Origin of the sequence: Rothia mucilaginosa (assembly GCF_964210535.1) — a bacterium.
Lineage (GTDB): Bacteria > Actinomycetota > Actinomycetes > Actinomycetales > Micrococcaceae > Rothia > Rothia mucilaginosa_F.
Genome location: NZ_CAXOMR010000003.1, coordinates 97,713 through 121,345, shown reverse-complemented (window position 1 = coordinate 121,345; position 23,633 = coordinate 97,713). Strand labels below are relative to the sequence as shown.

The window sequence follows — 23,633 nt, the reverse complement described above, 5'->3', positions numbered from 1 at the left end:
TTTAGCGAACGCGGCGGTTCACGTATTCGTGCTCGAGGCGGTAGCGTTCGAGGTCGTCAAAAGCAACGCGACGGTGCGTGTTAATGCGCTCGAACGGAATATCTCCGCGTTCCAGCAGTCGAACAACGGTCGGGCGGGATACGCCCAGGTAGTCTGCCGCCTCCTGCGTGGTCATGAGGCGGTCCTGGCGAACCACGCAAACATCCTTGCGGTCGGCGAATGCGCGCGCCACGGAGGTGAGGGGTCCGTACATTTCGGGGGAAATCTGTACGCGCTCACCGTCGCCGGTGACCAGGTAGAGGGTTTCTTCGGCGCTGAGGCGGTCGAAGTGGGTGCGCAGACTCGCGTGAACGAGGGCTTGGAAGAGTTCTTCGCAGCGGTGGTGAATTTCTTCGTGCTGTCCGTCTTCGCAGCAATCCAACACTGCAGCACGCGTTGCCGGGTACGTCTTTGGTGATGGCATAGTCACTCCTTCGTTACTGTGTTATTCACCACTGTAGCAGTTGAACGAAACTATCGAAAGAAAGCTAAGAAGCGCAGTTAATTCGCATCTGCGGTACCTAAAATATAAATGAATAATTATTAGCTTTTTAGATAGTATTTGATGCTATTTATTGTAGCTTAATTGCTCGTTTAGGGTCGGTATTCCGCCGCCGCCCGCTCTGGTTACCCGCGAACAAACCCAAATATGACAAACAAAGCACAGCCCAAGCCCACCGTGGGCAAGGCGAGTACACTGGATAGGATATGTCTGAGCAGAAATCCACGAAGAAACACGCAGATACTTCCAAGTCCCAGCGCCCCTCCTCGGCTAAGCCCCGCACCGCCCCCACCATGGCGAGCATGGCAGCCGCAATCCACGCGGCAAAGGTACGATCCTCTGAAAAGACCGCTGAAAAAACCGCAGATAAAACTACTGAGAACAACGCGGTAAAAAACGGCGCCCCGAAGCAGGGTGCACAGAAGAACAGCGCCCAGAAGAATAACGCAGACCGCAAGAACTCCTCCCGCGGCGCATCCGAACGTAACTCCAACGCCTCCCGCTCCAACCGACGCGGAGGCGCCAACAATCGTGCCCGCAAGCAGGGCGATGGCAAGGGCAACCAGCAGGGCTGCAACAACGGTAACCGCCAGGGCGAGCAGCAGAACCGCCCGGCACCGCGCCGCTACGAGCCGTTCATTCCCGAGGTCATCACCTACCCCGAAGAGCTGCCCGTCAGCGAACGCCGCGAAGACATCATGAACGCGATTCGTGACAACCAGGTCGTCATCATCGCGGGTGAAACCGGCTCCGGTAAGACCACCCAGATTCCCAAAATGTGCCTCGACCTGGGTCTGGGTGCGAAGGGCCTTATCGGCCACACCCAGCCGCGCCGCCTCGCCGCGCGTTCCGTCGCCGAACGCATCGCCGAAGAACTCGGTCAGAAAATCGGTGAAACCGTCGGCTACCAGGTGCGATTCACCTCCGAGGTCGGCGAACACAGCGCCATCAAGCTCATGACTGACGGCATTCTGCTCGCCGAAATTCAGAACGACAAGCTACTGCGCCGCTACTCCACACTCATCATTGACGAGGCGCACGAACGCAGCCTGAACATTGACTTCATCCTCGGCTACCTCAAGCGCATCCTGCCGCAGCGCCCGGATCTGAAGGTCATTATTACCTCCGCGACCATCGACCCGGAACGTTTCGCGCGCCACTTCTCCCCCAGCTACGTGCCGGGCAAGGGCATCGTCGACGAAAACCTCAGCGCCGAAGAACGCGAAATCGCCGAAGCAATCCTGCCCGACGACGCGCCGCCCATTATCGAGGTGTCCGGCCGAACCTACCCCGTGGAAATCCGCTACCGTCCGCTCGACGAGGAAGACTACCTCAGCGACGACGAAATCGAAGACGACCACGACCCCACCGACGGCATCCTCGACGCCATCAAGGAGCTCTCCAAGGAAGCGCCCGGCGACATCCTCATCTTCTTCTCCGGCGAGCGCGAAATCCGCGACGCCAAGGACGCCATCGAGGCGATGGTCGCCAAGTCGCCGCGCCTGAACTACGAAGTGCTACCCCTGTACGCGCGTCTCTCGCTCGCCGAGCAGCACCGCGTGTTCTCCCCCGGCTCCCGCCCGCGCATCGTGCTCGCCACGAACGTCGCCGAAACCTCGCTGACCGTGCCCGGCATCAAGTACGTCATCGACACCGGCACCGCCCGCATCTCGCGCTACTCGGCGCGCACCAAGGTTCAGCGCCTGCCCATCGAACGTATCTCGCAGGCAAGCGCCAACCAGCGTTCCGGTCGATGCGGCCGCGTCAGCGACGGTATCGCCATCCGCCTCTACTCCGAGGAAGACTTCAACTCGCGCCCCGAGTTCACCGACCCCGAAATTCTGCGCACTAACCTCGCCGCCGTCATCCTGCAGATGATTGCCATCGGCGTTGTGCGCGAACCCGGCGACATCTCCCGCTTCCCGTTCGTGCAGCCGCCCGCTTCCCGCGCCATCAACGACGGCGTGAACCTGCTGCGCGAACTCGGCGCGCTCACCGAACGCCCCCGCGGACCCCGCAAGGGCCGCGGCAACAGCGCAACCCTCACCGCCATCGGCCGAGCCATGGCGGCGTTCCCCGTGGACCCGCGCCTGGCCCGCATGATTATCGAGGGTGGCCGCCGCAACTGCGCCAAGGAAATGATGGTGCTCGCCGCCGCCCTGACCATCCAGGACCCGCGCGAACGCCCCGCCGATGTGCGCGCAGAAGCCGACGCGATGCACGCCCGCTTCGTCGACGACACCTCCGACTTCTCCTCCTTCCTGCTGCTCTGGGACTACATCAACGAGCAGCAGGCGGCACTGTCCTCCTCGCAGCTGCGCAAGATGTGCCACCGCGAGTTCATCAACTACCTGCGCGTCCGCGAGTGGCAGGACCTCTTCGCCCAGCTGCGCGAAATGGGCCGCACCGCCAACATTCATGCCAGCGGCGGCCGCGATATTAACGCCTCCGCGCACGAGGTAGACATCCACAAGAGCCTGCTCACCGGCCTGCTCTCACACGTGGGCGTCAAGGAAGAACGCGAAAAGGACTCCAAGGGGCGCACCCGCGGCCCCCGCGAATACCTCGGCGCGCGCGGCACCAAGTTCGCGATTTTCCCCGGCTCCGGTCTGTTCAAGAAGGGCCCCGACTGGGTGCTCTCCGCCGAACTCGTCGAAACCTCCCGCCTGTGGGCGCGCACCAACGCCGCCATCGAACCGCAGTGGATCGAAGAGGTCGGCAAGCACCTCATCAGCGTGCAATACTCCGAACCGCACTGGTCCCTCAGCTCCGGCGCGGCCGTCGCCTACGCCAAGGGCACCCTGTTCGGCCTAACCATCTACGCCGACCGCCCCGTGCAGTACGCCCGCGTGGACGCCGCCGCGGCCCGCGAAATCTTCATCCAGTCCGCCCTCGTCGAAGGCCAGTGGCACACCCAGCACAAGTTCTACCTGCGCAACCAGCGCGCCCTCGCCGAGGTCGAAGAGCTTGAGGCACGCCTGCGCCGCCGCGACCTGCGTGTGGACGATTCCGTGCTCTTCGCCTTCTACGATGCACGCATCCCCGCCCACGTGACGGATGTGCGCGCCTTCGACAAGTGGTGGAAGCAGGCACGCCTCGAAGACGACAACTTCCTGGACTTCAACCCCGAGAAGCTCATCAACGAGGAAGCCGCCGACTACGACGACTCCCAGTTCCCGCGCCAGTGGGTGCAGCGCACCGACAGCGGCGAACTCACCCTGGACCTGCGCTACGAATACGCCCCCACCGCCGGTGTGGGAGGCGCCCGCACCGAAGCCGCCAAGCGCGACGGCGTGGCCGTGCAGGTGCCGATTCTCTTCCTCAACCAGCTGAGCCCCGAACCGTTCCGCTGGCAGATTCCCGGCCTGCGCCACGAGCTCGTGACCGCGCTCATCAAGTCGCTGCCCAAGGCGATCCGACGCAACTTCGTGCCCGCACCCGACGTGGCACGCGCCGCCTGCGCCACCCTGGAAGAGGACTACTCCCCCGCAACCGACGAGCTGCTCCCCTCCCTCGCGCTCGTGCTGCGCCGCCTGCGCGGCGTGGTCGTCGAACCCGAAGCCTTCAACTGGGACGCCGTGCCCGAGCACCTAAAGATGGGCTTCCAGGTGCGCAACGCCCGCAACAAGATCCTGGGCGAAGGCAAGGACCTGCGAGCCCTGCAGCAGCAGCTGCACAAGGAGATTCGCAGCGCCCTCGCCGACTCGCTCGGCGCATCCGACGACACCATGGCAAAAATGGTGGCGCTCGCACAGAGCGGCTCAAGTAGCTCAGGCGGCTCGAACAACTCGGGCGGCTCCGCGGCTTCTGCGAAGAAGGGCGCAAAAAACCCGGGTACCCCTGCCAACGCGGATGCATCCGGCGGAGTACGCGAAATCAGCGGCCTCACCGAATTCCCCGCCGATATGTTCCCCGACGGAGCCATCCCCCGCAAGGTACAGCGCGTCATCGCGACCCAGGCGGTCAACGGCTACCCCGCCCTCGTCGACGAAGAAACCAGCGTAGGCCTGCGCATCTTCCCCACCGAGGCAGAGCAGCTGCACGCACAGCGCCGCGGCATCATCCGCCTACTGCAGCTGCAGGTGCCCTCGCCCGTGCGCTACGTGAGCGAACACCTCTCCCACAAGGAGAAAATCGTCTTCACGCAGAACCCGCACGGCTCCATCGACGAGCTCATTCGCGACTGCACCGTCGCGGCGCTCGACCACCTGGTGCCGCACACGCCCATCTTCACGCACGCCGAATACAGCGAACTCTACGAGCACGTGCGCGCCGAACTCATCGAAACGGTCTTCGACGTGACCAAGCTCGTCGCCGAAATCCTCTCCGAAGCCACCGCGCTGAAGAAGGCAATCAAGAAGGCAACCTCGCTGACGACCATGCACGCCGTCTCCGACGTGAAGGCACAGATGGAAAATCTGGTCTACCCCGGATTCGTGGCACAAACCGGCTACGACCAGCTGGTTCACCTGCCGCGCTACCTCAAGGCCGCCCAGGTGCGCCTGACGAAGCTCGGCCCGAACCTGCACCGCGACAACCAGCTCATGCTCACCGTGCAGGACCTGGAAGACTCCTACGATAACGCGGTCAAGTCACTACCGGCAGGCACCATCGTGCCGGATGCGCTCCGCCGCGTGAACTGGATGATTGAGGAGCTGCGCGTGAGCTTCTTCGCCCAGGAGCTCGGCACCGCCTACACGGTATCTGAGAAGCGCATTGCGAAGGCTCAGCGTGAGGCGCTGGACGCCATCAAGCGTTAGATTGTGAGCTTGCGGGTTGTCTGCGGCTTGCGCGGATGGCGGTGTTCGTCCTCGCTCCTACAGGGGCACCCGCCCTCGCAGAGCTCGGGCACCCTGATGTCGCTACGGACGACACCGCCTTTCCGCGCTAGGTTCCCGGCTCAGCTTGCACTGTGAACGGCAAAGAGCCCCCACACGATTACCTCGTGTGGGGGTTCTTTGCTTGCGTTGCAGGTGCAGCCGTGTTTTCCGGAAGCGCCCTCAGGGTGTCACACGGACGCTCTCCGCAGCGAAGCAAGGAGGGGCGGAGCGTCCGGGTGACGGGTGCCCCTGCGTAGGCGCGGAGGAAACATGCGGCGCACCGCCCAAACGCCTCAGCGTAAGAAACGGTTAGGCTACCGCCTCGCAGAAGGTCACCTTCACGGAGCCGTTGCCGCGCTCGCGCATCCACTGCGGCGCGTTCTCAGCCGAAACAATCATGCCGTCGCTCACGGACGGTGCGATGTACGAGCCGCCCGCGCCGCCTGCGCCGCCCTGCATCGTGTAGCCGATGCCCTGACGCACGCCGGTCGGGCTGTTCAGCCACTTCTGGGTCAGCACAATCGAGGAGACGGACTGTGCCGCGCCGGAACCGCCGCCTCCGTAGCCTGCGCCGCCGCCACCGGACACCACGGACTGGTAGCCGTTGAAGTTCTGCGCGTACGCACCCTCGTCGTTGTAGATGTCCAGGTCCCAGCTGCGGTCCTCGTAGGTGCCCTTCTCGTGCACGCTGGCGGGGTTCTCATCCAGCTGGTAGGAGTATGCGCCCGCGCCGTCGCCGCCGTTGCCCGCGAAGCCGCTCGTGCCCGCGTTACCGGCAACAAACTGGCTGAATAGCACCTGGTTGTTGGTGGTTTCAAAGCCGATGATGGGGCCGTTTGCCGGCAGGGTGCCTGCCGCGCCGCCTGCACCGCCAACGCCCGCTGCGCCACCGAAACCGGAGTTATAAGTCAGGACCTTGGAGCGTTCAGCGTTGTAGACTTCGTAGCCGGGGGTGCCGTTGGAGCCTGCCGCTGCGGAGGCGCTACCCGCCGCATCGAACTGCGGGGATGCGTCCGAGCCGAGTGCCGCCACGCCGGCGTCGATCTGGCCGTCAAGGTTGGAGTACCAGGGGTCTGCGTAGGACACGCCGGAGCTGGTCATGCCCGCGCCACCGCCGCCGCCTGCGACAGCAACCACGGTGCCGTCGATGAGCAGTGCGGAGGAGCCGCCTCCGGATGCGGCGTAGACCTGGCTCTTGGAGTTTGCCGGGTCAGCGTACTTTGCGTCGACCTGCGCAGTGACGTTGGCGGGGATGGTGTAGGCGGGTACGGAGCCGCCGTTGCCGTAGCCTTCACCGCCGGCGGTGGGGGTGAGCGAACCGTCGCCAATACCGCCTGCCGCGGCGATGATCTGCACGGTGGAGCCGGGGGTTACGGGGATGATGCCGGTGACCTTCGCGCCGGAGCCCGCCTGGGTCATGCGGTTGTTGGTGCCACCCGCGCCGCCGACCAGCTCGAAGCGGAGCTTGTAGACGTTGTTGGGCACGGCGAAGCTCTGCACGGTCTTGGCGCCTTCGTCGGTACCGGAGATGTTGTACGCCGGGTTGGCTGCCAGGATGCAGTCGTTGGTTGCGGCGACGGATGCCGCGTAGGAGGGGATGGTTGCGGAGGCTGCGACGACGGGTGCCGCCCAGGCTGCACCAGCGACGAGCTTGCGGCGGGTCAGGGATGAAGACATGGTATGCCCTTTATTCAGGTGGGGTGATGTGTTTGTGGCGCGACTTTATTTGGCTCCAAACAAGCCTCAATTTGCTTGCTGTGGAAAGAAAATCAGCGCCGAGGAAAAGAATACCCTGAACCTCAGCTTTAACATAAATCCCTGGCTTGAGCACGGTATGGGAGCTCTTGGCCGCCTCGCGCTGCTCCCTTCCTGCGCTCCTGCAGGGGAACCCGCCACGCCCGGACGCTCCGCTCTTCCTTGCTTCGTTGCGGAGAGCGCCCGGGCGGGCACCCTGATGTCGCTTCCGGAAGGTGCGGCACTAGGCTAAAATTTCAGCTCATCTATCCGGCGAAGCCGGCGAAAGATTGAGAAGGCGACAGCCCCCCTCCCCCTCCAGTTCGTTATGCCGGTATCGCGCACACAAGCCCCGCACTTACGGAACTGGAGCTGAGTGTTTTACGCAGGGAGCGGGAGGGGTGTCCTCCGCCATGACATCGGAGATACGGAGCGGTGCGTGCGTCACCAATCAGGCTTGGCGGAGCCAGCAAAAGGTTTAGAAGGCGACAGCCCCTCCCCCTTAAGTTCGTTATGCCTGTATCGCGCCCCCAAGTCCCGCGCTTACTAAACCAGGGCTGAGTGTTCACCTACGAGGCGGAGGGGTGGTGTCCTCCGCAGTGACATCAGGGTGCGGAGCGCGGTGCGTGCGTATTTTCCGGAAGCGCCCTCAGGGTGCCCGAAGCGAAGCGAGGGCGGGTCCCCTGCGACGGCGCGGAGGAAATATACGGAGCACCGTCTCCAGAAGAAACACAAGTCAGCAGAGGAGCACCATTCCCTCCTAAACCAAAACCAAAAAGTTAAATACAAAAGCCCTGATTCCGAAGAATCAGGGCTTCATTTGTGCGCGATACTGGGATCGAACCAGTGACCTCTTCCGTGTCAGGGAAGCGCGCTACCGCTGCGCCAATCGCGCTCACAAAACAGTTGTTTTGTTGCGAGGTGAGGACGGGATTCGAACCCGCGTACACGGCTTTGCAGGCCGCTGCCTAACCACTCGACCACCTCACCGCATACGCTCCACAAGGGAACGCGTTCGAACTCTTGGAGTCCTTACGAGCGGTTGACGAGACTTGAACTCGCGACATCCACCTTGGCAAGGTGGTGCTCTACCAACTGAGCTACAACCGCATATCAGCGTATTCAATTTGAATCATTCCGATGGAGTTTTTCGCTCCGTCGTGCTGACAGGTAAATACTATACGGGGTTTTTAAGTGTTTGCCAAATCCTTTGTTAGACACCCGGTGTTCCGCGTGTTTCCGGGGCAGAACGGGGTATTTTGTCTCTTTTTTGGGACATGTTGGCAAAATTTATTTTCATGGTACCGGTCACATTTTCGGGTTTTTAGGCGAATACTGTTCTGGTTGCCGCAAGAGTTGGGAGAGTAAAGTCCGCAGGAAAATTTCAGAGAACACAGAAAAACGCAGAAAGAGGGGCGGGGAGCCACAATTGGTTCCCCGCCCCTCCCCTATGAAATCCGCGCCTGCGAATTTTTTAGAGTTCTTCGAAGAAGAGTCGCTCGTAAACCTTGCGGGCGTTGCGGGTTTGGCGCAGGTAGTCCTCTTCGAGGGCGCGTGCGCTGCCGGCGGGGTATCCGCACCAGCGGGCGATGGCCTCCAGGTCGGCACGACCCGAGGGCAGGGTGTCGGATTGGCGCACGCCGCGTAGCACGTTGCCGCCGCGGATCTTGGTGGCGAGCAGCCAGGCACCGCTGAGGATTTCCGCATCCGCAGCGTCAATCAGGCCCGCTTCGACCGCCGCATTCAACGCCTTCAGCGTGGAGGTGGTGCGCAGCCCCGGCACGGCGTGTGCGTGGCGCAGCTGTACGAGCTGGACCAGCCATTCCACGTCGGAGAGGCCGCCGCGGCCGAGCTTGAGCTGGCGGGTGCGGTCGGCACCGTGAGGCATGCGTTCATTTTCAACACGCGCCTTCATGCGACGAATCTGCTGCACCTGCTCGGGCGTGAAGGTTGCCGGGTAGCGGTACGGGTCGATGAGCCCCACGAAGGCCTCGCCGAGCTGGGGGTCGCCGCCGATGGGCCGGGCGCGGGTGAGCGCCTGGAACTCCCAGGTTTCGGCCCAGCGTTCGTAGTAGGAGCGGTAGGAGTCCAGCGATCGCACGATGGCGCCCTGCTTGCCTTCGGGGCGCAGGTCGGCGTCCACTTCGAGGGGACGTTCGGCGCGAATCGGGGGCTTGACGGGCTGCTTGAGCAGGGCGAGGGTGCGGTTCACGATGCGCGCGGCCTGTTCCTGCGCGGCGTCCTCGTCGACCCCTTCGAGGGGTTCGTGGACGAACATGACGTCCGCGTCGGAGCCGAAGCCGTTCTCGGCCCCGCCCAGGCGGCCCATGCCGATGATGGCGATGCGGGTGAGCAGCTTCTCCCCCGTTGCCTCCTCAGCTTCCGTACCCTCGGCGCCTTCCGGTGCCGCTTGGAGTTCACGCAGGGCAATCTGCAGCGCCGCACCGATTGTGCACTCGTCAATGGCGGCAAGACCGGCGCAGGTGTCTTCAATGTCGACGATGCCCAGGGTCCAGCCCATGGCGGTGCGCAGGGTTTCGCGGCGGCGCAGGTAGCGCACGGCGCGCATCGCCTCAGCCGCATCAGCGTGGCGTGCCAGCAGGGAGGAAATCTCTGAGGCGAGTGCTTCCTCCCCCAGCGGTTTGAGGTCGGCGACCTTGTCCAGCCAGGCGATGGAGGCAGAGGCATCCTCAAGCAGGTCGGTCATGGGGCGCGAGCTGGAGAGTAGCTGGCTCAGGCGCTCGGCGGCTGCGGGCGAGTCGCGGAGCATGCGCAGGTACCAGCTGGTGCTACCGAGCGACTCGGAAACGATGCGGAAGCCGAGCAGTCCGGCGTCTGCGTCCACGCCGCGGGCGAACCAGCCCAGCAGCACGGGCATGAGGTGCCGCTGAATGTCTGCACTGCGGGAAAGTCCCGTGGTGAGTGCCTTGATGTGGCGCATGGCGCCGCGCGGGTCGCGGTAGCCGAGGGCGGCGAGGCGGTCCTGTGCTGCCTGTTCGCTGAGCACCACTTCGTCGCGGCTGAGCGTGGAGACGGCGGCGAGCAGCGGGCGGAAGAAGATTCGCTCGTGCAGTGAACGGACGTTCCGTTTAATTTTCTGCCATGCCTTGAGCATCTGCTCGGCGGAGAGCGTGCCGTTGCGTTCCGGGGACAGGATCGAGCGGGCGAGGGCGCGCTGTTCGGCATCCTTCTCGGGCATCAGGTGGGTGCGGCGCAGCTGCTGCAGCTGGATGCGGTGCTCGAGCACGCGCAGCTTCTTGTAGTCGCGGCTGAACGCTTCGGCGTCGGTGCGGCTAATGTAGCTGACGGCGGTCAGCGCCGCGAGCGAGTCCACGGTGGACTTGGTGCGCACGGCGAGGTCGGTTCGACCGTGCACGAGCTGCAGTAGCTGCACGGTGAACTCAATATCGCGCAGGCCGCCCGGGCCCAGCTTAATCTGGCGGTCCACCTGGTGCGAGGGAATGTTGTCGGTCACGCGGGCGCGCATCGCCTGCACGGATTCCACGAAGGATTCGCGGGCGGCGGACTCCCACACGAAGGGGTCAATGGCGCGGGCGTAGCGGGCGCCCAGCTGCGCCGAACCGGAGATGGGGCGCGCCTTGAGCAGCGCCTGGAACTCCCAGTTTTCCGCCCAGCGCTTGTAGTACTGAACGTAGGATTCGACGGTGCGAACGAGCGGGCCGTCCTTACCTTCGGGGCGCAGGTTCGCGTCGACCTCCCAGAGGGCGGGTTCGGGTGCGGGGCCCATGATGGCGCGGGTGAGGGCGTGCACGAGCTCCGTGCCGATGGTGGAACATTCGTTCTCGGTGAGCTTGAGCGGGGCGCTCTCCCCCTCTGCCCCGGCATGAGGCGCGGCGCCAGCGGCGGCGGGTTCTACGGGCGCAACCACGTACACCACGTCAACGTCAGAGATATAGTTCAGCTCGCGAGCACCGCACTTGCCCATGCCGATAATTGCCAAGTCCAGGGCGTCTACGGCTTCGCCTCGGCGAGGAGCCGCCAGTCCGGGGCCCAGCCCCTCCGCCACTTCGGTGCGCGCAATGGCGAGCGCGCCCTCCAGCGCGGCGGCAGCCAAATCGGCGAGGTGACGACCGATGGTGGGCATCATTTCGACCGGGTCTTCACAGCACACGTCGAGCAGGGCGATGCGCGCCAGGGCGGCGCGGTAGGCGACGCGCAGGGTCACGTAGCCGTCTTTGCCGGTCTGCTCGGCGGCAGCGCGCGGACGCTCTGCGTGGGGGTCGGCGCCGAGGGCGGTGAGGATATCGCGGCGGTAGGGGGTGTCCAGCGGTGCGATGGGGGTCAGGAATTCCCCGTCGGTTTCCGGCAGGATTGACGCCGGGTGCTGGGAGCGAATCAGCGCGCTCTCAGCCGGGTACACCTGCGTGTCGAAGAGCGGGTCAATGTGCTCGGGGCGGCGGTAGAGAAAATCGCCAATCGCCTGGGATGCGCCGAGCAGTCGGTACATGCCGAATTCTTTGTCGCCGCGGTTGGCGCGTTCGGCGACCGCCGGGTGCTTCTCGATGAGACGCACGAGGGCGGGCAGGGCAATATCCGGTGAGGGTGCGAGGCGCAGCCCGGCAAAGAGCGCATCCTGCGAGACGTGCTTCAGTTCGGGTGCGTTGAGCCAGCGTTCTGCCTTGGACGGGTCGTGGAAGCCGGTGGCAATCATGCGGGTGTGCAGGCGCAGCTGTGCTTTGCGTTCGGCTTCGGCGCGCTGTTCGTCGTCGAGCGCATCGGGGGCGATGTCGGTCAGCGGCTTGGGTTCTTTGGCGGGGTCAACAATGCGGATGAGCCCGGTGGCCGGGTAGTGAGAGCTGTCAGTCATAGCGTGAGAACTGTGGGTAGAACCGTGGGTAGAGAGTATAAATTTCGGCGGGATAAAAAGCGATGCTGATACACCTGTGGGCGGTACCCGCCGGCGTGTTACCGGTAGCGGATACCGCCCTGAGGCTGTCAGCGCTCACTCATCCTATGAGGAGGTGAGAGGATCCAGCCGTTAGAGGATTCCGAGGTTGTGCTTAAGCTCGTAGGGGGTCACCTGAGCCTGGTACTGGTCCCAGTCGGCGCGCTTATTGCGCAGGAACTGCTCGAAGACCTGCTCGCCCAGAACCTCCGCCATGAACTCGGATTCCTCGGTGATGTTAATAGCTTCACGCAGGGACGCGGGCAGCGGGTTGTAGCCCATCGCGCGGCGTTCGGCGTTGGTCATGGCGGCGAGGTCCTCGGTCACGGCGGGCATGAGCGGGTACTCGTTCTCGATGCCCTTCAGGCCGGCGGCGAGAATCACCGCGTAGGCGAGGTACGGGTTCGATGCCGAGTCCAGGCCACGGTACTCGATGCGGGCAGACTGCATCTTGTTCGGCTTGTACAGGGGCACACGCACGAGGGCGGAGCGGTTGTTGTGGCCCCAGGAGACGTAGGAGGGTGCTTCGCCGCCGCCCCAGAGGCGCTTGTAGGAGTTGATGAACTGGTTGGTGACCGAGGTGAATTCGGGGGCGTGCTTGAGCACACCGGCGATGAAGTGACGTGCGGTCTTGGACAGCTGGTATTCGGCGCCGGCTTCGAAGAATGCGTTGGTGTCGCCTTCGAAGAGGGAGAAGTGGGTGTGCATGCCGCTACCGGCGTACTTGGTGAAGGGCTTGGGCATGAAGGTTGCGTACATGCCGAGCGAGTAGGCGACTTCCTTGATGACGGTGCGGAAGGTCATGACGTTGTCCGCGGTCTGCAGGGCGTCGGCGTGGCGCAGGTCGATTTCGTTCTGGCCGGGGCCGGTTTCGTGGTGGCTGAATTCGACCGAGATGCCGACCTCTTCGAGCATGGTCACTGCCTTGCGGCGGAAGTCCTGCACGATGCCGCCGGGGGTGTGGTCGAAGTAGGATTCGTGGTCCACGGGCACGGGGAATCCGTCGGCGCCGAGCTTGGAGGATTCGAGCAGGTAGAACTCAATTTCAGGCGAGGTGTAGCAGGTGAAGCCCATCTCCGCGGCCTTGTTGAGCACGCGCTTGAGCACGCCGCGGGTGTCAGAGGCGCTAATCTCGCCGTCGGGGGTGAGCACGTCACAGAACATGCGGGAGGTGTAGTCTTCCTCGCCACGCCAGGGCAGGATCTGGAATGTGGAGGGGTCCGGCTGCAGCAACATGTCGGATTCGTAGATGCGGGAGAAACCCTCAATCGAGGAGCCGTCAAAGCCTAGGCCCTCATCGAAGGCGCTTTCTACTTCAGCCGGTGCGAGCGCAACGGATTTGAGGGTGCCGACCACGTCGGTGAACCAGAGGCGGATGAAGCGGATGTCGCGCTCTTCGATGGTGCGCAGTACGAATTCCTGTTGGCGGTCCATAAGTTGCCCTCTCGGTGCGGGCGTGCATCCGCGTGGTACCCGTCTGCGGGCGGCGGAGGCGCGCTGAATTGTGTGCCGCGACGAGGATATATAGTGCGGGAGCGACCCGGTGGGTTCCGCTGAACTTTCAGCGGTTTTCACCGTCGTTCCGGCGGGCGGCGTACCAGCGGTGCTGGCGCCTCCTTGCCCCGGCGTGTGTCCTGTTGTTATCTAGCCTATCGGGTTCTGCTGTGCGTCGGGCGGGTGGAAGGTTTCGTTTGTGTAAATTCTCGCTCTTGCACCTCGGTAGCTCAGGTTCTGGGCGGTACCGGAGGGGGGGTGACCTCTCCCCCGCTTTTCCGCTGTGTGAGTGTAGGATGCGCCCAGATACCTAGCAGATGACGGCTCGCGGGGCGTGTTCGGGGCCGCCTTGCGATAATGGGGGTATGCTACATTCCATTCTTCTTCCCTCGACCGTACAGCTTCCGCTGGCGCAGCTTCCGTTGGCGACCAGCATCGTGGCTGCCGACCCCACCGGTTTAGAGTGGCTGCTACTCATTGCGGCACCGGTTGTTTTCTGCGTTGTTTATCTGGCGTGCATTATGGCGATTGCGGCGTTTGGCCCGCTGGTCATGAGGAACAACAAGTCTGGCGGCACGACTTACCTGCTGGACCGCCCCTCCCGCGTGGCGTTTAGGACTCGCACCGTGGCGCTCTTTGCGCTGGTGGGTGCGTTTGTGGAGCTTATTTGGCTCGGTTATACGGGTCGTGTGGGCTCTATTGCGGTCATTCCGATTCTTCTGTTTACGTGGTCGTGGAAGTTCGCGTTCTTCTTCCTGCCGCTTCAGCTGATTCGTGCCTGGTATGTGCACGCAACCCGCGGCAAGTATGATGCACTGTCGGCTGAGGGCGCTCAGCGCCGTGAGAAGCTGAACCGTAAGAGCGCGTACGAGGTGTCGAAGATGATGCAGCGTAACCCGCAGCAGTTCGCGATGAGCAAGGAGTTGCATACGCAGGTGCGCGCTCAGAAGATCGCGGGTATGCGTCCGTTCCAGCACCTTGATGAGGCGGGCAAGAAGCGCCGCGCGAACTATACGGTGGAGCTGGCGTTGGCGCAGATGCAGGTGCGTCAGATGAACCCCGGCAAGCTCCCTTCGGAGGCGTTCGGCGAGGGCATCCTGGGTATGGGTCTTGGCGTTAGGTCTGATCGGGCGGTGGAGCAGACCTGGCTGACGCTGTGCACGGAGCGCGTGAATGCGGTGGATGCGCCGAACTACCCGGATTCGCTGTACCCGGTGTCGGCTCGTTTTTCGCTGTTTACCACGATGGCGCTGTTGCAGCCGCTGATGGGTCGCCCCTATTCGCCGTTTACCGCTGACGATGCGCGCCGTTTTGTTCCGCGTGATTTCTCGGCGGATACGGTGCTTCTGAAGACTGAGGAGCTGGGCAAGAAGACTCTGGCACAGAGCGCAATTTTCCGTCAGATTCATGAGCGTCTGCTGCCGCTACATCAGCAGCAGCCTCAGCTGGTGGACCGCCGTGCCCTGGCGTATTGCGGTGCCCTACTGCTGAGCGTGGCAAAGGCTGAAGCGGAAAGCCAGCGTCTGACGAGCCAGGTTCTGGCGGCGGCAGCTTCGGAGCGCGGCATCCTGTCCTACGGTCTGTTCTCGCAGATTTCTGAAGATTATCAGCGCGTTCAGCGTCTGCTGAATCTGATGGTGAAGGCAACCGCCGACGTTGAGCGTTTCATCAACGCGGTGGAGGGGCTGGTGCAGATGCATTCGGGCACGGCTCAGCCCTCCGGCATTGCGTACGAGAAGGCGCAGATGGAGTACATTGCCGCTCTTCTGGACGTCATTGTTTTCTCCTCGCACGCCCCGCTTGCCGGTTCCATCCAGGCGTCCTACGCCCTGCTGAAGGCAGACTATGAGGCGTTCACGTTCAACACTTCGGATGAGTTGAGCCGCAGCTACTGGTTGCAGTACTCGAAGAACGCGGTGAGCGCCTGCGATACGGGCCTGTCTCAGGGTTATGAGGGTTTCTTCGGCTCTGATGATGCGGCGCGTAAGGCGTGGGAGTCCTACGCGGAGGACGTCGTGAAGGAAGTCTGCACCTACTCGGTCACCCAGGTCTACTGGGATGCCCTGGTGCAGCAGGCACTCATTCAGCGCGATTTGCCGCGTGAGTTTGAGGATGCGTCCCTCGCCATTCCGGAGATGATGAATAAGAACGCTGCTGCGTCGTTCCCGACCTACTACATTAACCTCATCTGGAACTAGGTGTAGTTCCCCCGTGGTGAGCGGTACGCCACGTTGGAGCCGTGCAGGGTTAGAATAGTCAGCATGACTACTGAGCGTTCTTCCGAGATCTCTTCGCCCTACGCGGCGCAGCCTGCCGCTACCTCCGCGGCTGCTCCCGCGCCTGCTTCTGCTTCGAAGCCTTTTGACCTGGATACCGTCAAGAAGGTGCGTACCGTTCACCTGGCGCAGGCTAAGGCGACCGGGCAGAAGTTCTCCATGCTGACCTGCTATGACGCTCTGACCGCGCAGATTTTTGATCGCGCGGGCATCGACATGCTGCTGGTGGGCGATTCAGCGGCGAACGTGGTACTCGGTTACGAGTCGACCCTGACCATTACCCTGGATGAGATGATTCCGATGGTGGCGGCGGTTTCTCGCGGTGCGTCCCGCGCCATGGTGGTTGCTGACCTGCCGTTTGGCTCCTATGAGCAGTCGCCGCAGCAGGCGGTTGCGAGCGCTGTTCACCTGATGAAGGAGGGCGGCGCGCACGCGGTCAAGATTGAGGCAGATGCGTCGATGACCGAGTGGGTTCGTGCCCTGGTGCGTACCGGTATTCCGGTGGTGGCGCATGTTGGTTTCACCCCGCAGTCGGAGCATGCCCTGGGTGGTTTCCGTGTGCAGGGTCGTGGCGAGGCTGCCGAGCGTGTTCGTGAGGATGCGGTGGCTCTGGCTGAGGCTGGTGCGTTCTGCGTGCTCATGGAGATGGTAACTACCGAGACCGCACGCCGTGTGGATGAGGCGGTGGGTACTGTGCCGACTATCGGTATTGGTGCTTCGAATGTGACGACCGGTCAGGTGCTGGTCTGGCAGGACATGATGGGTGTTCGTTCCGGCCGCGTGCCGCGCTTCGTGAAGCAGTTCGCGCAGGTCGGTCAGGTCATGGAGGACGCCGCGCGCGCCTACCGTGAGCAGGTTCGTTCGGGCGAGTTCCCGGCGGCTGAGCACACCTTTGAATAGGCTTTAGGTTTAGACGGTAGCTTTAGACAAAGCGAAGACCCCCGTATCCGGTGTTCCGGGTTCGGGGGTCTTCGCGTCTCAGGTTGCATGCCTATCGAGCGGTGTGCGCCTTGAGCGTGGCTGAGGGCGTTGGGCAAGGCTGAGGATGCTGGGTCTTTAGAGCCAGCCGCCGTCCTTCTCCCAGGCGTCGTTGCGTTCGCGAGCGCGTTCCATGGCGTGTGCCGCCTCCTCGTAGGTCTTGAAGGGGCCCCACAGGGAGGTGACGGCGCTCTGCTGGCCTCGCTCAACCTCACCGGTGGCGAGGTTGTACCAGTATTCGTCAGCGTGCGGGCTGGTTGCGTCAGCTGCGGCGTTCAGGGTCTTTTCGACCGCCGATTCGATGGCTTCGCTCAGGTGGCTTTTCTTCTCACTCATGGGTTCTCCTTCGACGGTGAGGGGTTGGTGTTTCTAGCTTCTCACGCGCCCAGGTTCGTGGCAATGAGGCGGGCGAAGCTTCTCGCGGTGTTCCTCCCCTTTTCTCATGTCTTCTCCTCCGCTTCCCGCCGCGCGGTTTTGCCGCTAGGGTGTATGGAATTTTATTCACAATCTGGGAAAAAGGTACGGCTTGTGTATCCGCCGCTTTTTAGCGCCTGCGCAAGGGACACAAACCGCCCACGCCCGGTAAGATGAAACTATGTCTTCAACCAAAACGAATACTTCGCATAATCTTCCCGCAGAGCCCGGTCGCGCACCCGTCGGTTGCCTGACCCCCGGACGCGTCAGCCCCATGCGCCCGGTCCCCTCGCACATTGTTCGCCCGGAGTACGTGGGTAAGCCCACCGCCAACGAGGGTAACGACTCGAACATGTACACCCCCGAGGAAGTTGAGCGAGTTCGCGCAGCCGGCAAGATTGCGGCAGGCGCCATCGTTGAAGCATCCAAGATTTGTGTGCCCGGCACCACCACCGGCGAGATTGACGTGCTGGTCCACGAATACATTTGCGACCACGGCGCGTACCCCTCCACCGTGGATTACCGCGGCTATCCCAAGTCCGTGTGCACCTCCCTGAACGAGGTCATCTGCCACGGTATTCCGGACACCACCGTGCTGGAGGACGGCGACATCCTCAACCTGGACGTCACCGCATACCTTGACGGCATGCACGGCGACACCAACAAGACCCTGCTCATCGGCAACGTGGACGAAGAGTCCCGCCTGCTGGTTGAGCGCACCGAGGAGTCCCTCAACCGCGCGATTAAGGCTGTGAAGCCGGGCCGCCAGATCAACGTGATTGGTCGCGTCATTGAGAAGTATGCGGCACGCTTCGGCTACGGTGTGGTCCGCGACTACACCGGCCACGGCGTGGGTCGTGAGTTCCACTCGGGCCTCATCATCCCCCACTACGATGCGGCACCCGCCTACGACACCGAGATTCGCGAGGGCATGATTTTCACCATCGAGCCCATGCTGACCCTCGGCACCATCGAATGGGATCTGTGGGATGACGACTGGACCGTGGTCACCCGCGACCGCAAGCGCACCGCACAGTTCGAGCACACCCTCGTGGTGACCGCTGACGGCGCGGACATCCTCACCCTGCCCTAATCCGCAGCCCTCTGGGTTTCCTGCTTGTACAGGTTCAAGCCCAGCACCTCACTTTTTATATCAATTCACCCACTGACAAGCCCGCCCGCTCCCCGGTTATACGGCAGTAGGCGGGGTGAAAGAGAGAGAAAACCATGAGCGATTACGCAGAACCCGGCGTCATCAACGAGCTGCCTGCCCCCACCCCCAAGGACCTGCAGATTGGTGTGGACATTGGAGGCACCGGCATTAAGGGCGGCATCGTCGACCTGCGCACCGGCAACCTCGTGTCCGACCGCTTCCGCATCGATACCCCCAAGCCCGCAACCCCCGCCGCTGTGGCTGAGGTTGTACGCCGCGTAGTTGATGAGCTGCAGGGCCGCGACCTGGCGCCGGACCCCGAGTCGGCTGTCGGCATTGACTTCCCCGCAGTGGTGAAGAACGGCATGGTCTTCTCCGCAGCGAACGTGGACGACTCCTGGATTAACACCGACCTGGAGCAGGTCATGAGCGAGGCTCTGGGCGGCCGCACCGTCTACGGCCTCAACGACGCTGACGCAGCCGGTCTGGCTGAGGCAACCTACGGTCAGGGCCGTAACCGTGACGGTCTGATTGCTGTCATCACCCTGGGCACCGGCATTGGCTCCGCCCTCATCAACGACGGTGTGCTGATCCCGAACACCGAGCTGGGCCACCTGGAGATTGACGGCCACAACGCCGAGTCTCAGGCTTCCGCTCGTGCCCGCGAGGTACACGAGCTGTCCTGGAAGAAGTACGGCAAGCGCCTGTACCGCTACTTCGAGCACGTCCAGATGCTCTTCTCCCCCGACCTGTTCATCATTGGCGGCGGCATCTCCAAGAACCCCGAGAAGTTCATGCCCTACTTTGAGGATCAGATTCGTACCCCCATGGTCATGGCTGCCCTGCGTAACAACGCGGGTATCGTGGGTGCGGCACTGTGGGCTGGCGGCATGCTGCCGGAACGTCAGCGCCGCGGCGAAGCGTAAGGTTTTCCTGAACCCGCTTGACCCGCGGCCGCGTCAGCGCCGCGGCGAAGCGTAAAGCGTAGATACAGCTAAAGGGGCTGTTCCTGAGATGGTTATCTCGGGAACAGCCCCTTTCTGTATGCCGCCGCGCATGTAGCGGCGGCTGAGCTCATTAGCTACTGGGCTAGCTAGTTACTGTACTAGCCATTTACTGGGCGATGCGGTCCTCACGCAGACGCGCAATCGCCTCCTCAAAGTCTTCAAGGTTCTCAAACGCCTGGTACACGCTCGCAAAACGCAGGTAGGCGACCGCATCCAGCTTCGACAGCGGCTCCAGGATGGTCAGACCCACCTCGTGCGCGTTAATCTCCGCCAGACCGCGGGCACGAATCAGCTCTTCAACTTCCTGGGCGAGCTTCGCCAAATCGTCCTCACCCACGGGGCGGCCCTGGCATGCCTTACGCACGCCGGCGGCAATCTTCGAACGGTCGAAGGGCTCGGTCACACCGGAACGCTTAATCACCGAAATGGTGGTGGTTTCAACGGTCGTGAAACGGCGAGCGCAGGAGGTGCACTGGCGGCGGCGGCGAATTGCGGCGCCGTCATCGGTGGTGCGGGAATCCACCACGCGCGAGTCGGTGTGCTTGCAATAGGGGCAGTACATTCGTTTCTCCTTGGCTGGGCGCTAGCGCCCGCGTATACAGCGCTCAAGAATATTTATACCTATTCTACCGTGATATACAGCGGGTACACCGTATGTTGTGAGTGAATATACGCTCAGGGTGGACTCTGCTATGCAGAATCCACCCTGTCATTCCCCTCATGGGGGTGCATTGTTAGCGTGCGTTGTTAGCGTCGAATGCAGCTCGGACCGAAAATCGTCTTGATTTCACCGAAGAGGCTCGGGTTCGGTTCCACGCGCACACTCGGGTCCAGCAGCACCAGCTGCTCCTTATCGCGGGTGCGGATGAGCATGCGCACATCCGCGGTGCCCTTGTGGTCGCGCAGGGTCTCCTTCAGCTCCTTCAGGTTCGCCTCGGTCACCAGGTACTCGGGTACCACGATGGTGATGGGTGCGGCGCGGCCGTCATCGCTGATTTCCAGAATCTGCAGTTCCTGGGCGCTCATGTTCACGCTGCCGTCGTCGCGGCGCTGCACGCGGCCACGAATCGAGCAGATGAGGTCGTCCGCCAGGGCGGCGCCCATCGTCTCGTAGGCGCGGGAGAAGAACATGACCGTGATGGTTGCACCCGAGGGGTCTTCCAGCTCCACGGAGGCGTACTGGTTGCCGCTGGACTTGGCGATACGGCGCGAAACGCCGGTGAGCATACCCGCGATGGTGACGGTTTCGCCGTCGCGCACGTGCGAGTCTTCACCGATGATGTCGTGCACCGAGTGGGTTGCGGCGTCCGAGAGCGCACGTTCCAGACCGCGCAGCGGGTGGTCCGAAACGTACAGGCCCAGCATGTCACGCTCAAAGTTCAGCTTCTCGCGGCGGTCCCAATCGGGCACGTCCGGGATGGTCACGGTCAGTTCGTCGCCGAGGGCGTCGTCCATGCCGAGGGAGCCGAAGAGGTCGAACTGGCCCGCCGCCTCCTTACGCTTGACCGCCACGGCAGCGTCCACTGCCGCCTCGTGAATGAGGGACAGGGAACGGCGCGTATGACCCAGATCGTCGAAAGCGCCCGCCTTAATGAGCGACTCGATGGTGCGCTTATTGCACACCTGCAGCGGCACCTTCTTCAGGAAGTCGTTGAAGGACTCGTAACGGCCCTTCTCCTCGCGGGCGGCAATCATACCCTCGACCACGTTCGCGCCCACGTTACGAATCGCGCCCATACCGAAGCGGATATCGTCACCGACGGGGGCGAAGGTCAGGGTGGACTCGTTCACGTCCGGTGCGAGCACGGTAATGCCCATGGCGCGGCACTCATTCAGGTACAGCGCGAGCTTGTCCTTGTTATCGCCCACGCTGGTCAGCAGCGCAGCCATGTACTCCTGCGGGTAATGCGCCTTCAGGTACGCCGTCCAGTACGACACCAGACCGTACGCAGCCGTGTGCGCCTTGTTGAACGCGTAGTCAGAGAACGGCAGCAGAATATCCCAGAGCGCCTTAATAGCGCCCTCAGAGTAGCCGTTAGAAATCATGCCGTCGTGGAAGGTAGCGTACTGCTTATCCAGCTCCGCCTTCTTCTTCTTACCCATCGCACGGCGCAGCAGGTCTGCCTCACCCAGAGTGTAGTTCGCGACCTTCTGAGCAATCGCCATAACCTGCTCCTGATACACAATCAGGCCGTAGGTGGTGTCCAGGATGTCCTTCAGCGGCTCTTCCAGCTCGGGGTGAATCGGCTCGATCTCCTGCTTACCGTTCTTACGCAGAGCGTAGTTGGTGTGCGAGTTCGCGCCCATCGGGCCCGGACGGTACAGCGCCAACACTGCCGAAATGTGCTCGAACTCCTCGGGCTCCATGAGCTTGAGCAGCGAGCGCATCGGGCCGCCATCGAGCTGGAACACGCCGAGGGTGTCACCGCGCGCCAGCAGACGGTACGATTCCGGATCGTCCAAAGACAGGGATTCCAGGTCCAGGTCGATGCCTCGGTTGACCTTAATGTTCTCCACCGCATCGGAGATGATGGTGAGGTTACGCAGACCCAAGAAGTCCATCTTGATCAGGCCCAGGCCCTCACAGGTGGGGTAATCGAACTGGGTAATGACCTGGCCGTCAGCCTCGCGGCGCATCACGGGAATCACATCCACCAGATTCTTGCTGGACATGATCACGCCCGCGGCGTGCACACCCCACTGACGCTTCAGACCCTCCAGGCCCTTCGCGGTTTCGAACACCTGGCCGTAAATCTTATCGACCGGGTCCTCAATGAGGGCGCGCAAATCTGCCGCCTCGGCGTAACGCTTATCCTCTTCGTTGTACACGTTCGCCAGGGCGATGTTCTTACCCATGACGTCCGGCGGCATCGCCTTGGTGAGGCGCTCGCCGACCGAGTACGGCTGATCCATCACGCGGGAGGCGTCCTTGAGCGCCTGCTTCGCCTTAATGGTGCCGAAGGTGACAATCTGTGCGACCTTCTCTTCACCGTACTTTTCGGTCACGTAGTCGATGACTTCGCCGCGGCGACGATCGTCAAAGTCCACATCGAAGTCGGGCATGGAGACGCGGTCGGGGTTGAGGAATCGCTCAAAGATCAGGTCGTGGTCGAGCGGGTTCAGGTCGGTAATACGCATCGCGTACGCGACCATGGAACCTGCACCGGAACCACGGCCCGGACCCACGCGAATACCGTTGCGCTTAGCCCAGTTAATAAAGTCGGCGACCACGAGGAAGTAGCCGGGGAAACCCATGGAGGTAATAACCCCCACCTCGTACTCAGCCTGCTTACGCACCTTGTCGGGCACGCCGTCCGGGAAGCGGTAGTGCAGTCCCTTCTCGACCTCCTTCACGAACCAGGATTCCTCGTTTTCGCCCTCGGGCACGGGGAAGTTCGGCATGTAGTTCGCCTTGGTGTTGAACTCCACGTTGCAACGTTCAGCGATTTCGAGGGTGTTCTCGCACGCGCCGGGAATGTCGCCAAACAGGGCGTACATTTCTTCTGCCGAGCGCAGGTAGAAGTTATCCGCGTCGAACTTGAAGCGCTTGGGGTCGGTGAGGGTCGAGCCGGACTGCACGCACAGCAGCGCCGCGTGGGCGGTGTGGTCTTCCTGGCGGGTGTAGTGCAGGTCGTTGGTGGCGACGAAGGGCAGGTTCAGCTTCTTGGCGAGACGGTGCAAATCCTCCTGAACATTGCGTTCAATGTCCAGGCCGTGGTCCATGACCTCGCAGTAGAAGTTGTCCTTGCCGAAAATATCGCGGAATTCGCTCGCCGCCTGGACCGCCTCGTCAAACTGTCCCAGGCGCAGGCGCGTCTGAACCTCACCGGAGGGGCAGCCGGTGGTCGCAATCAGACCCTTCGAGTAGGTCTGCAGCACCTCACGGTCCATACGCGGCTTGTACAGCTGACCTTCCAGCGACGCAATCGAGGAGGCACGGAACAGGTTGTGCATGCCCTCGGTAGTTTCAGCCCACATGGTCATGTGGGTGTACGCGCCACCGCCGGACACGTCGTCGCGGGAGCCGTCACCCCAGCGCACACGCGAACGGTCGGTGCGGTGCGTGCCGGGGGTCAAGTACGCCTCCACACCAATGATGGGCTTGATGTCGTGTGCTTTAGCCTGGCGCCAGAAGTCGAAGGCACCAAAGAGGAAGCCGTGGTCACTGGTCGCCATGGACTTCATGCCGAGTTCTTTAGCGTGGGTGAACAGGTCACCCAGGCGCGCGGCACCGTCAAGCATGGAGTACTCGGTGTGCACGTGCAGGTGCGTAAATTCTTTGGTTGCCACGGATATCTCCTGGAGGTGTG

12 protein-coding genes and 3 tRNA genes are annotated in these 23,633 nt (G+C 62.7%); 5 read left to right on the top strand and 10 right to left on the bottom strand.

Annotated features, from left to right (window positions below):
- Position 1: 1 nt before the first annotated feature.
- Positions 2–463 carry a helix-turn-helix domain-containing protein gene (locus tag AB8C10_RS02310; protein WP_049354863.1) on the bottom strand — a complete coding sequence of 154 codons (462 nt, stop codon included), beginning with the start codon at positions 461–463 and terminating at the stop codon, positions 2–4.
- A 284-nt stretch (positions 464–747) separates the two neighbouring features.
- Between AB8C10_RS02310 and hrpA the strand changes: the two genes are divergently transcribed.
- Positions 748–5,301 carry an ATP-dependent RNA helicase HrpA gene (gene hrpA, locus AB8C10_RS02305; RefSeq protein ID WP_368866707.1) on the top strand — a complete coding sequence of 1,518 codons (4,554 nt, stop codon included), beginning with the start codon at positions 748–750 and terminating at the stop codon, positions 5,299–5,301.
- A 369-nt stretch (positions 5,302–5,670) separates the two neighbouring features.
- Here hrpA and AB8C10_RS02300 read toward each other — a convergent pair whose 3' ends face one another.
- The 6 genes from AB8C10_RS02300 to glnA all read right to left on the bottom strand — a co-directional run bounded on the left by AB8C10_RS02300 (position 5,671) and on the right by glnA (position 13,435).
- On the bottom strand, positions 5,671–7,038 hold the full coding sequence (locus tag AB8C10_RS02300; RefSeq protein WP_368866706.1) for a hypothetical protein: 1,368 nt from the start codon (positions 7,036–7,038) through the stop codon (positions 5,671–5,673).
- Between the two features lie 880 nt (positions 7,039–7,918).
- A tRNA-Val gene (locus tag AB8C10_RS02295) sits at positions 7,919–7,990 on the bottom strand.
- A 24-nt stretch (positions 7,991–8,014) separates the two neighbouring features.
- Positions 8,015–8,085, bottom strand: a tRNA-Cys gene (locus AB8C10_RS02290).
- 47 nt (positions 8,086–8,132) lie between these two features.
- Positions 8,133–8,205: transfer RNA gene (locus AB8C10_RS02285), tRNA-Gly, on the bottom strand.
- Between the two features lie 364 nt (positions 8,206–8,569).
- On the bottom strand, positions 8,570–11,923 hold the full coding sequence (locus AB8C10_RS02280) for a bifunctional [glutamine synthetase] adenylyltransferase/[glutamine synthetase]-adenylyl-L-tyrosine phosphorylase (protein ID WP_368866705.1): 3,354 nt from the start codon (positions 11,921–11,923) through the stop codon (positions 8,570–8,572).
- A 171-nt stretch (positions 11,924–12,094) separates the two neighbouring features.
- On the bottom strand, positions 12,095–13,435 hold the full coding sequence (glnA, locus tag AB8C10_RS02275) for a type I glutamate--ammonia ligase (protein ID WP_049354867.1): 1,341 nt from the start codon (positions 13,433–13,435) through the stop codon (positions 12,095–12,097).
- A 425-nt stretch (positions 13,436–13,860) separates the two neighbouring features.
- On the opposite strand from glnA, the gene AB8C10_RS02270 reads away from it, so the two are divergent.
- Both AB8C10_RS02270 and panB read left to right on the top strand, forming a co-directional pair.
- Positions 13,861–15,693, top strand: coding sequence for a geranylgeranyl pyrophosphate synthase (locus AB8C10_RS02270; RefSeq protein ID WP_368866704.1), 1,833 nt, complete (start codon positions 13,861–13,863; stop codon positions 15,691–15,693).
- A gap of 63 nt (positions 15,694–15,756) precedes the next feature.
- Positions 15,757–16,671, top strand: a complete 915-nt coding sequence (gene panB / locus AB8C10_RS02265; protein ID WP_368866703.1) for a 3-methyl-2-oxobutanoate hydroxymethyltransferase — start codon at positions 15,757–15,759, stop codon at positions 16,669–16,671.
- 156 nt (positions 16,672–16,827) lie between these two features.
- On the opposite strand, the gene AB8C10_RS02260 is transcribed toward panB, so the two are convergent.
- Positions 16,828–17,085, bottom strand: a complete 258-nt coding sequence (locus AB8C10_RS02260; protein WP_368866702.1) for a hypothetical protein — start codon at positions 17,083–17,085, stop codon at positions 16,828–16,830.
- A gap of 259 nt (positions 17,086–17,344) precedes the next feature.
- On the opposite strand from AB8C10_RS02260, the gene map reads away from it, so the two are divergent.
- Both map and ppgK read left to right on the top strand, forming a co-directional pair.
- Complete coding sequence (gene map / locus AB8C10_RS02255) at positions 17,345–18,256, top strand: type I methionyl aminopeptidase (protein WP_368866701.1); 912 nt, start codon at positions 17,345–17,347, stop codon at positions 18,254–18,256.
- Between the two features lie 134 nt (positions 18,257–18,390).
- Positions 18,391–19,242 carry a polyphosphate--glucose phosphotransferase gene (gene ppgK, locus AB8C10_RS02250; RefSeq protein ID WP_294627040.1) on the top strand — a complete coding sequence of 284 codons (852 nt, stop codon included), beginning with the start codon at positions 18,391–18,393 and terminating at the stop codon, positions 19,240–19,242.
- 187 nt (positions 19,243–19,429) lie between these two features.
- On the opposite strand, the gene nrdR is transcribed toward ppgK, so the two are convergent.
- Positions 19,430–19,885: a transcriptional regulator NrdR gene (gene nrdR / locus AB8C10_RS02245; RefSeq protein WP_005506525.1), complete on the bottom strand. Its 456-nt coding sequence runs from the start codon at positions 19,883–19,885 to the stop codon at positions 19,430–19,432.
- A gap of 185 nt (positions 19,886–20,070) precedes the next feature.
- On the bottom strand, positions 20,071–23,613 hold the full coding sequence (dnaE, locus tag AB8C10_RS02240; protein WP_368866700.1) for a DNA polymerase III subunit alpha: 3,543 nt from the start codon (positions 23,611–23,613) through the stop codon (positions 20,071–20,073).
- Positions 23,614–23,633: the final 20 nt, after the last annotated feature.

Excerpts from the sequence above, each read along its gene's own strand:
- AB8C10_RS02310 (WP_049354863.1), bottom strand. The coding sequence starts at position 463 with ATGCCATCACCAAAGACGTACCCGGCAACGCGTGCTGCAGTGTTGGAT.
- hrpA (WP_368866707.1), top strand. The coding sequence starts at position 748 with ATGTCTGAGCAGAAATCCACGAAGAAACACGCAGATACTTCCAAGTCC.
- AB8C10_RS02300 (WP_368866706.1), bottom strand. The coding sequence starts at position 7,038 with ATGTCTTCATCCCTGACCCGCCGCAAGCTCGTCGCTGGTGCAGCCTGG.
- AB8C10_RS02280 (WP_368866705.1), bottom strand. The coding sequence starts at position 11,923 with ATGACTGACAGCTCTCACTACCCGGCCACCGGGCTCATCCGCATTGTT.
- glnA (WP_049354867.1), bottom strand. The coding sequence starts at position 13,435 with ATGGACCGCCAACAGGAATTCGTACTGCGCACCATCGAAGAGCGCGAC.
- AB8C10_RS02270 (WP_368866704.1), top strand. The coding sequence starts at position 13,861 with ATGCTACATTCCATTCTTCTTCCCTCGACCGTACAGCTTCCGCTGGCG.
- panB (WP_368866703.1), top strand. The coding sequence starts at position 15,757 with ATGACTACTGAGCGTTCTTCCGAGATCTCTTCGCCCTACGCGGCGCAG.
- AB8C10_RS02260 (WP_368866702.1), bottom strand. The coding sequence starts at position 17,085 with ATGAGTGAGAAGAAAAGCCACCTGAGCGAAGCCATCGAATCGGCGGTC.
- map (WP_368866701.1), top strand. The coding sequence starts at position 17,345 with ATGTCTTCAACCAAAACGAATACTTCGCATAATCTTCCCGCAGAGCCC.
- ppgK (WP_294627040.1), top strand. The coding sequence starts at position 18,391 with ATGAGCGATTACGCAGAACCCGGCGTCATCAACGAGCTGCCTGCCCCC.
- nrdR (WP_005506525.1), bottom strand. The coding sequence starts at position 19,885 with ATGTACTGCCCCTATTGCAAGCACACCGACTCGCGCGTGGTGGATTCC.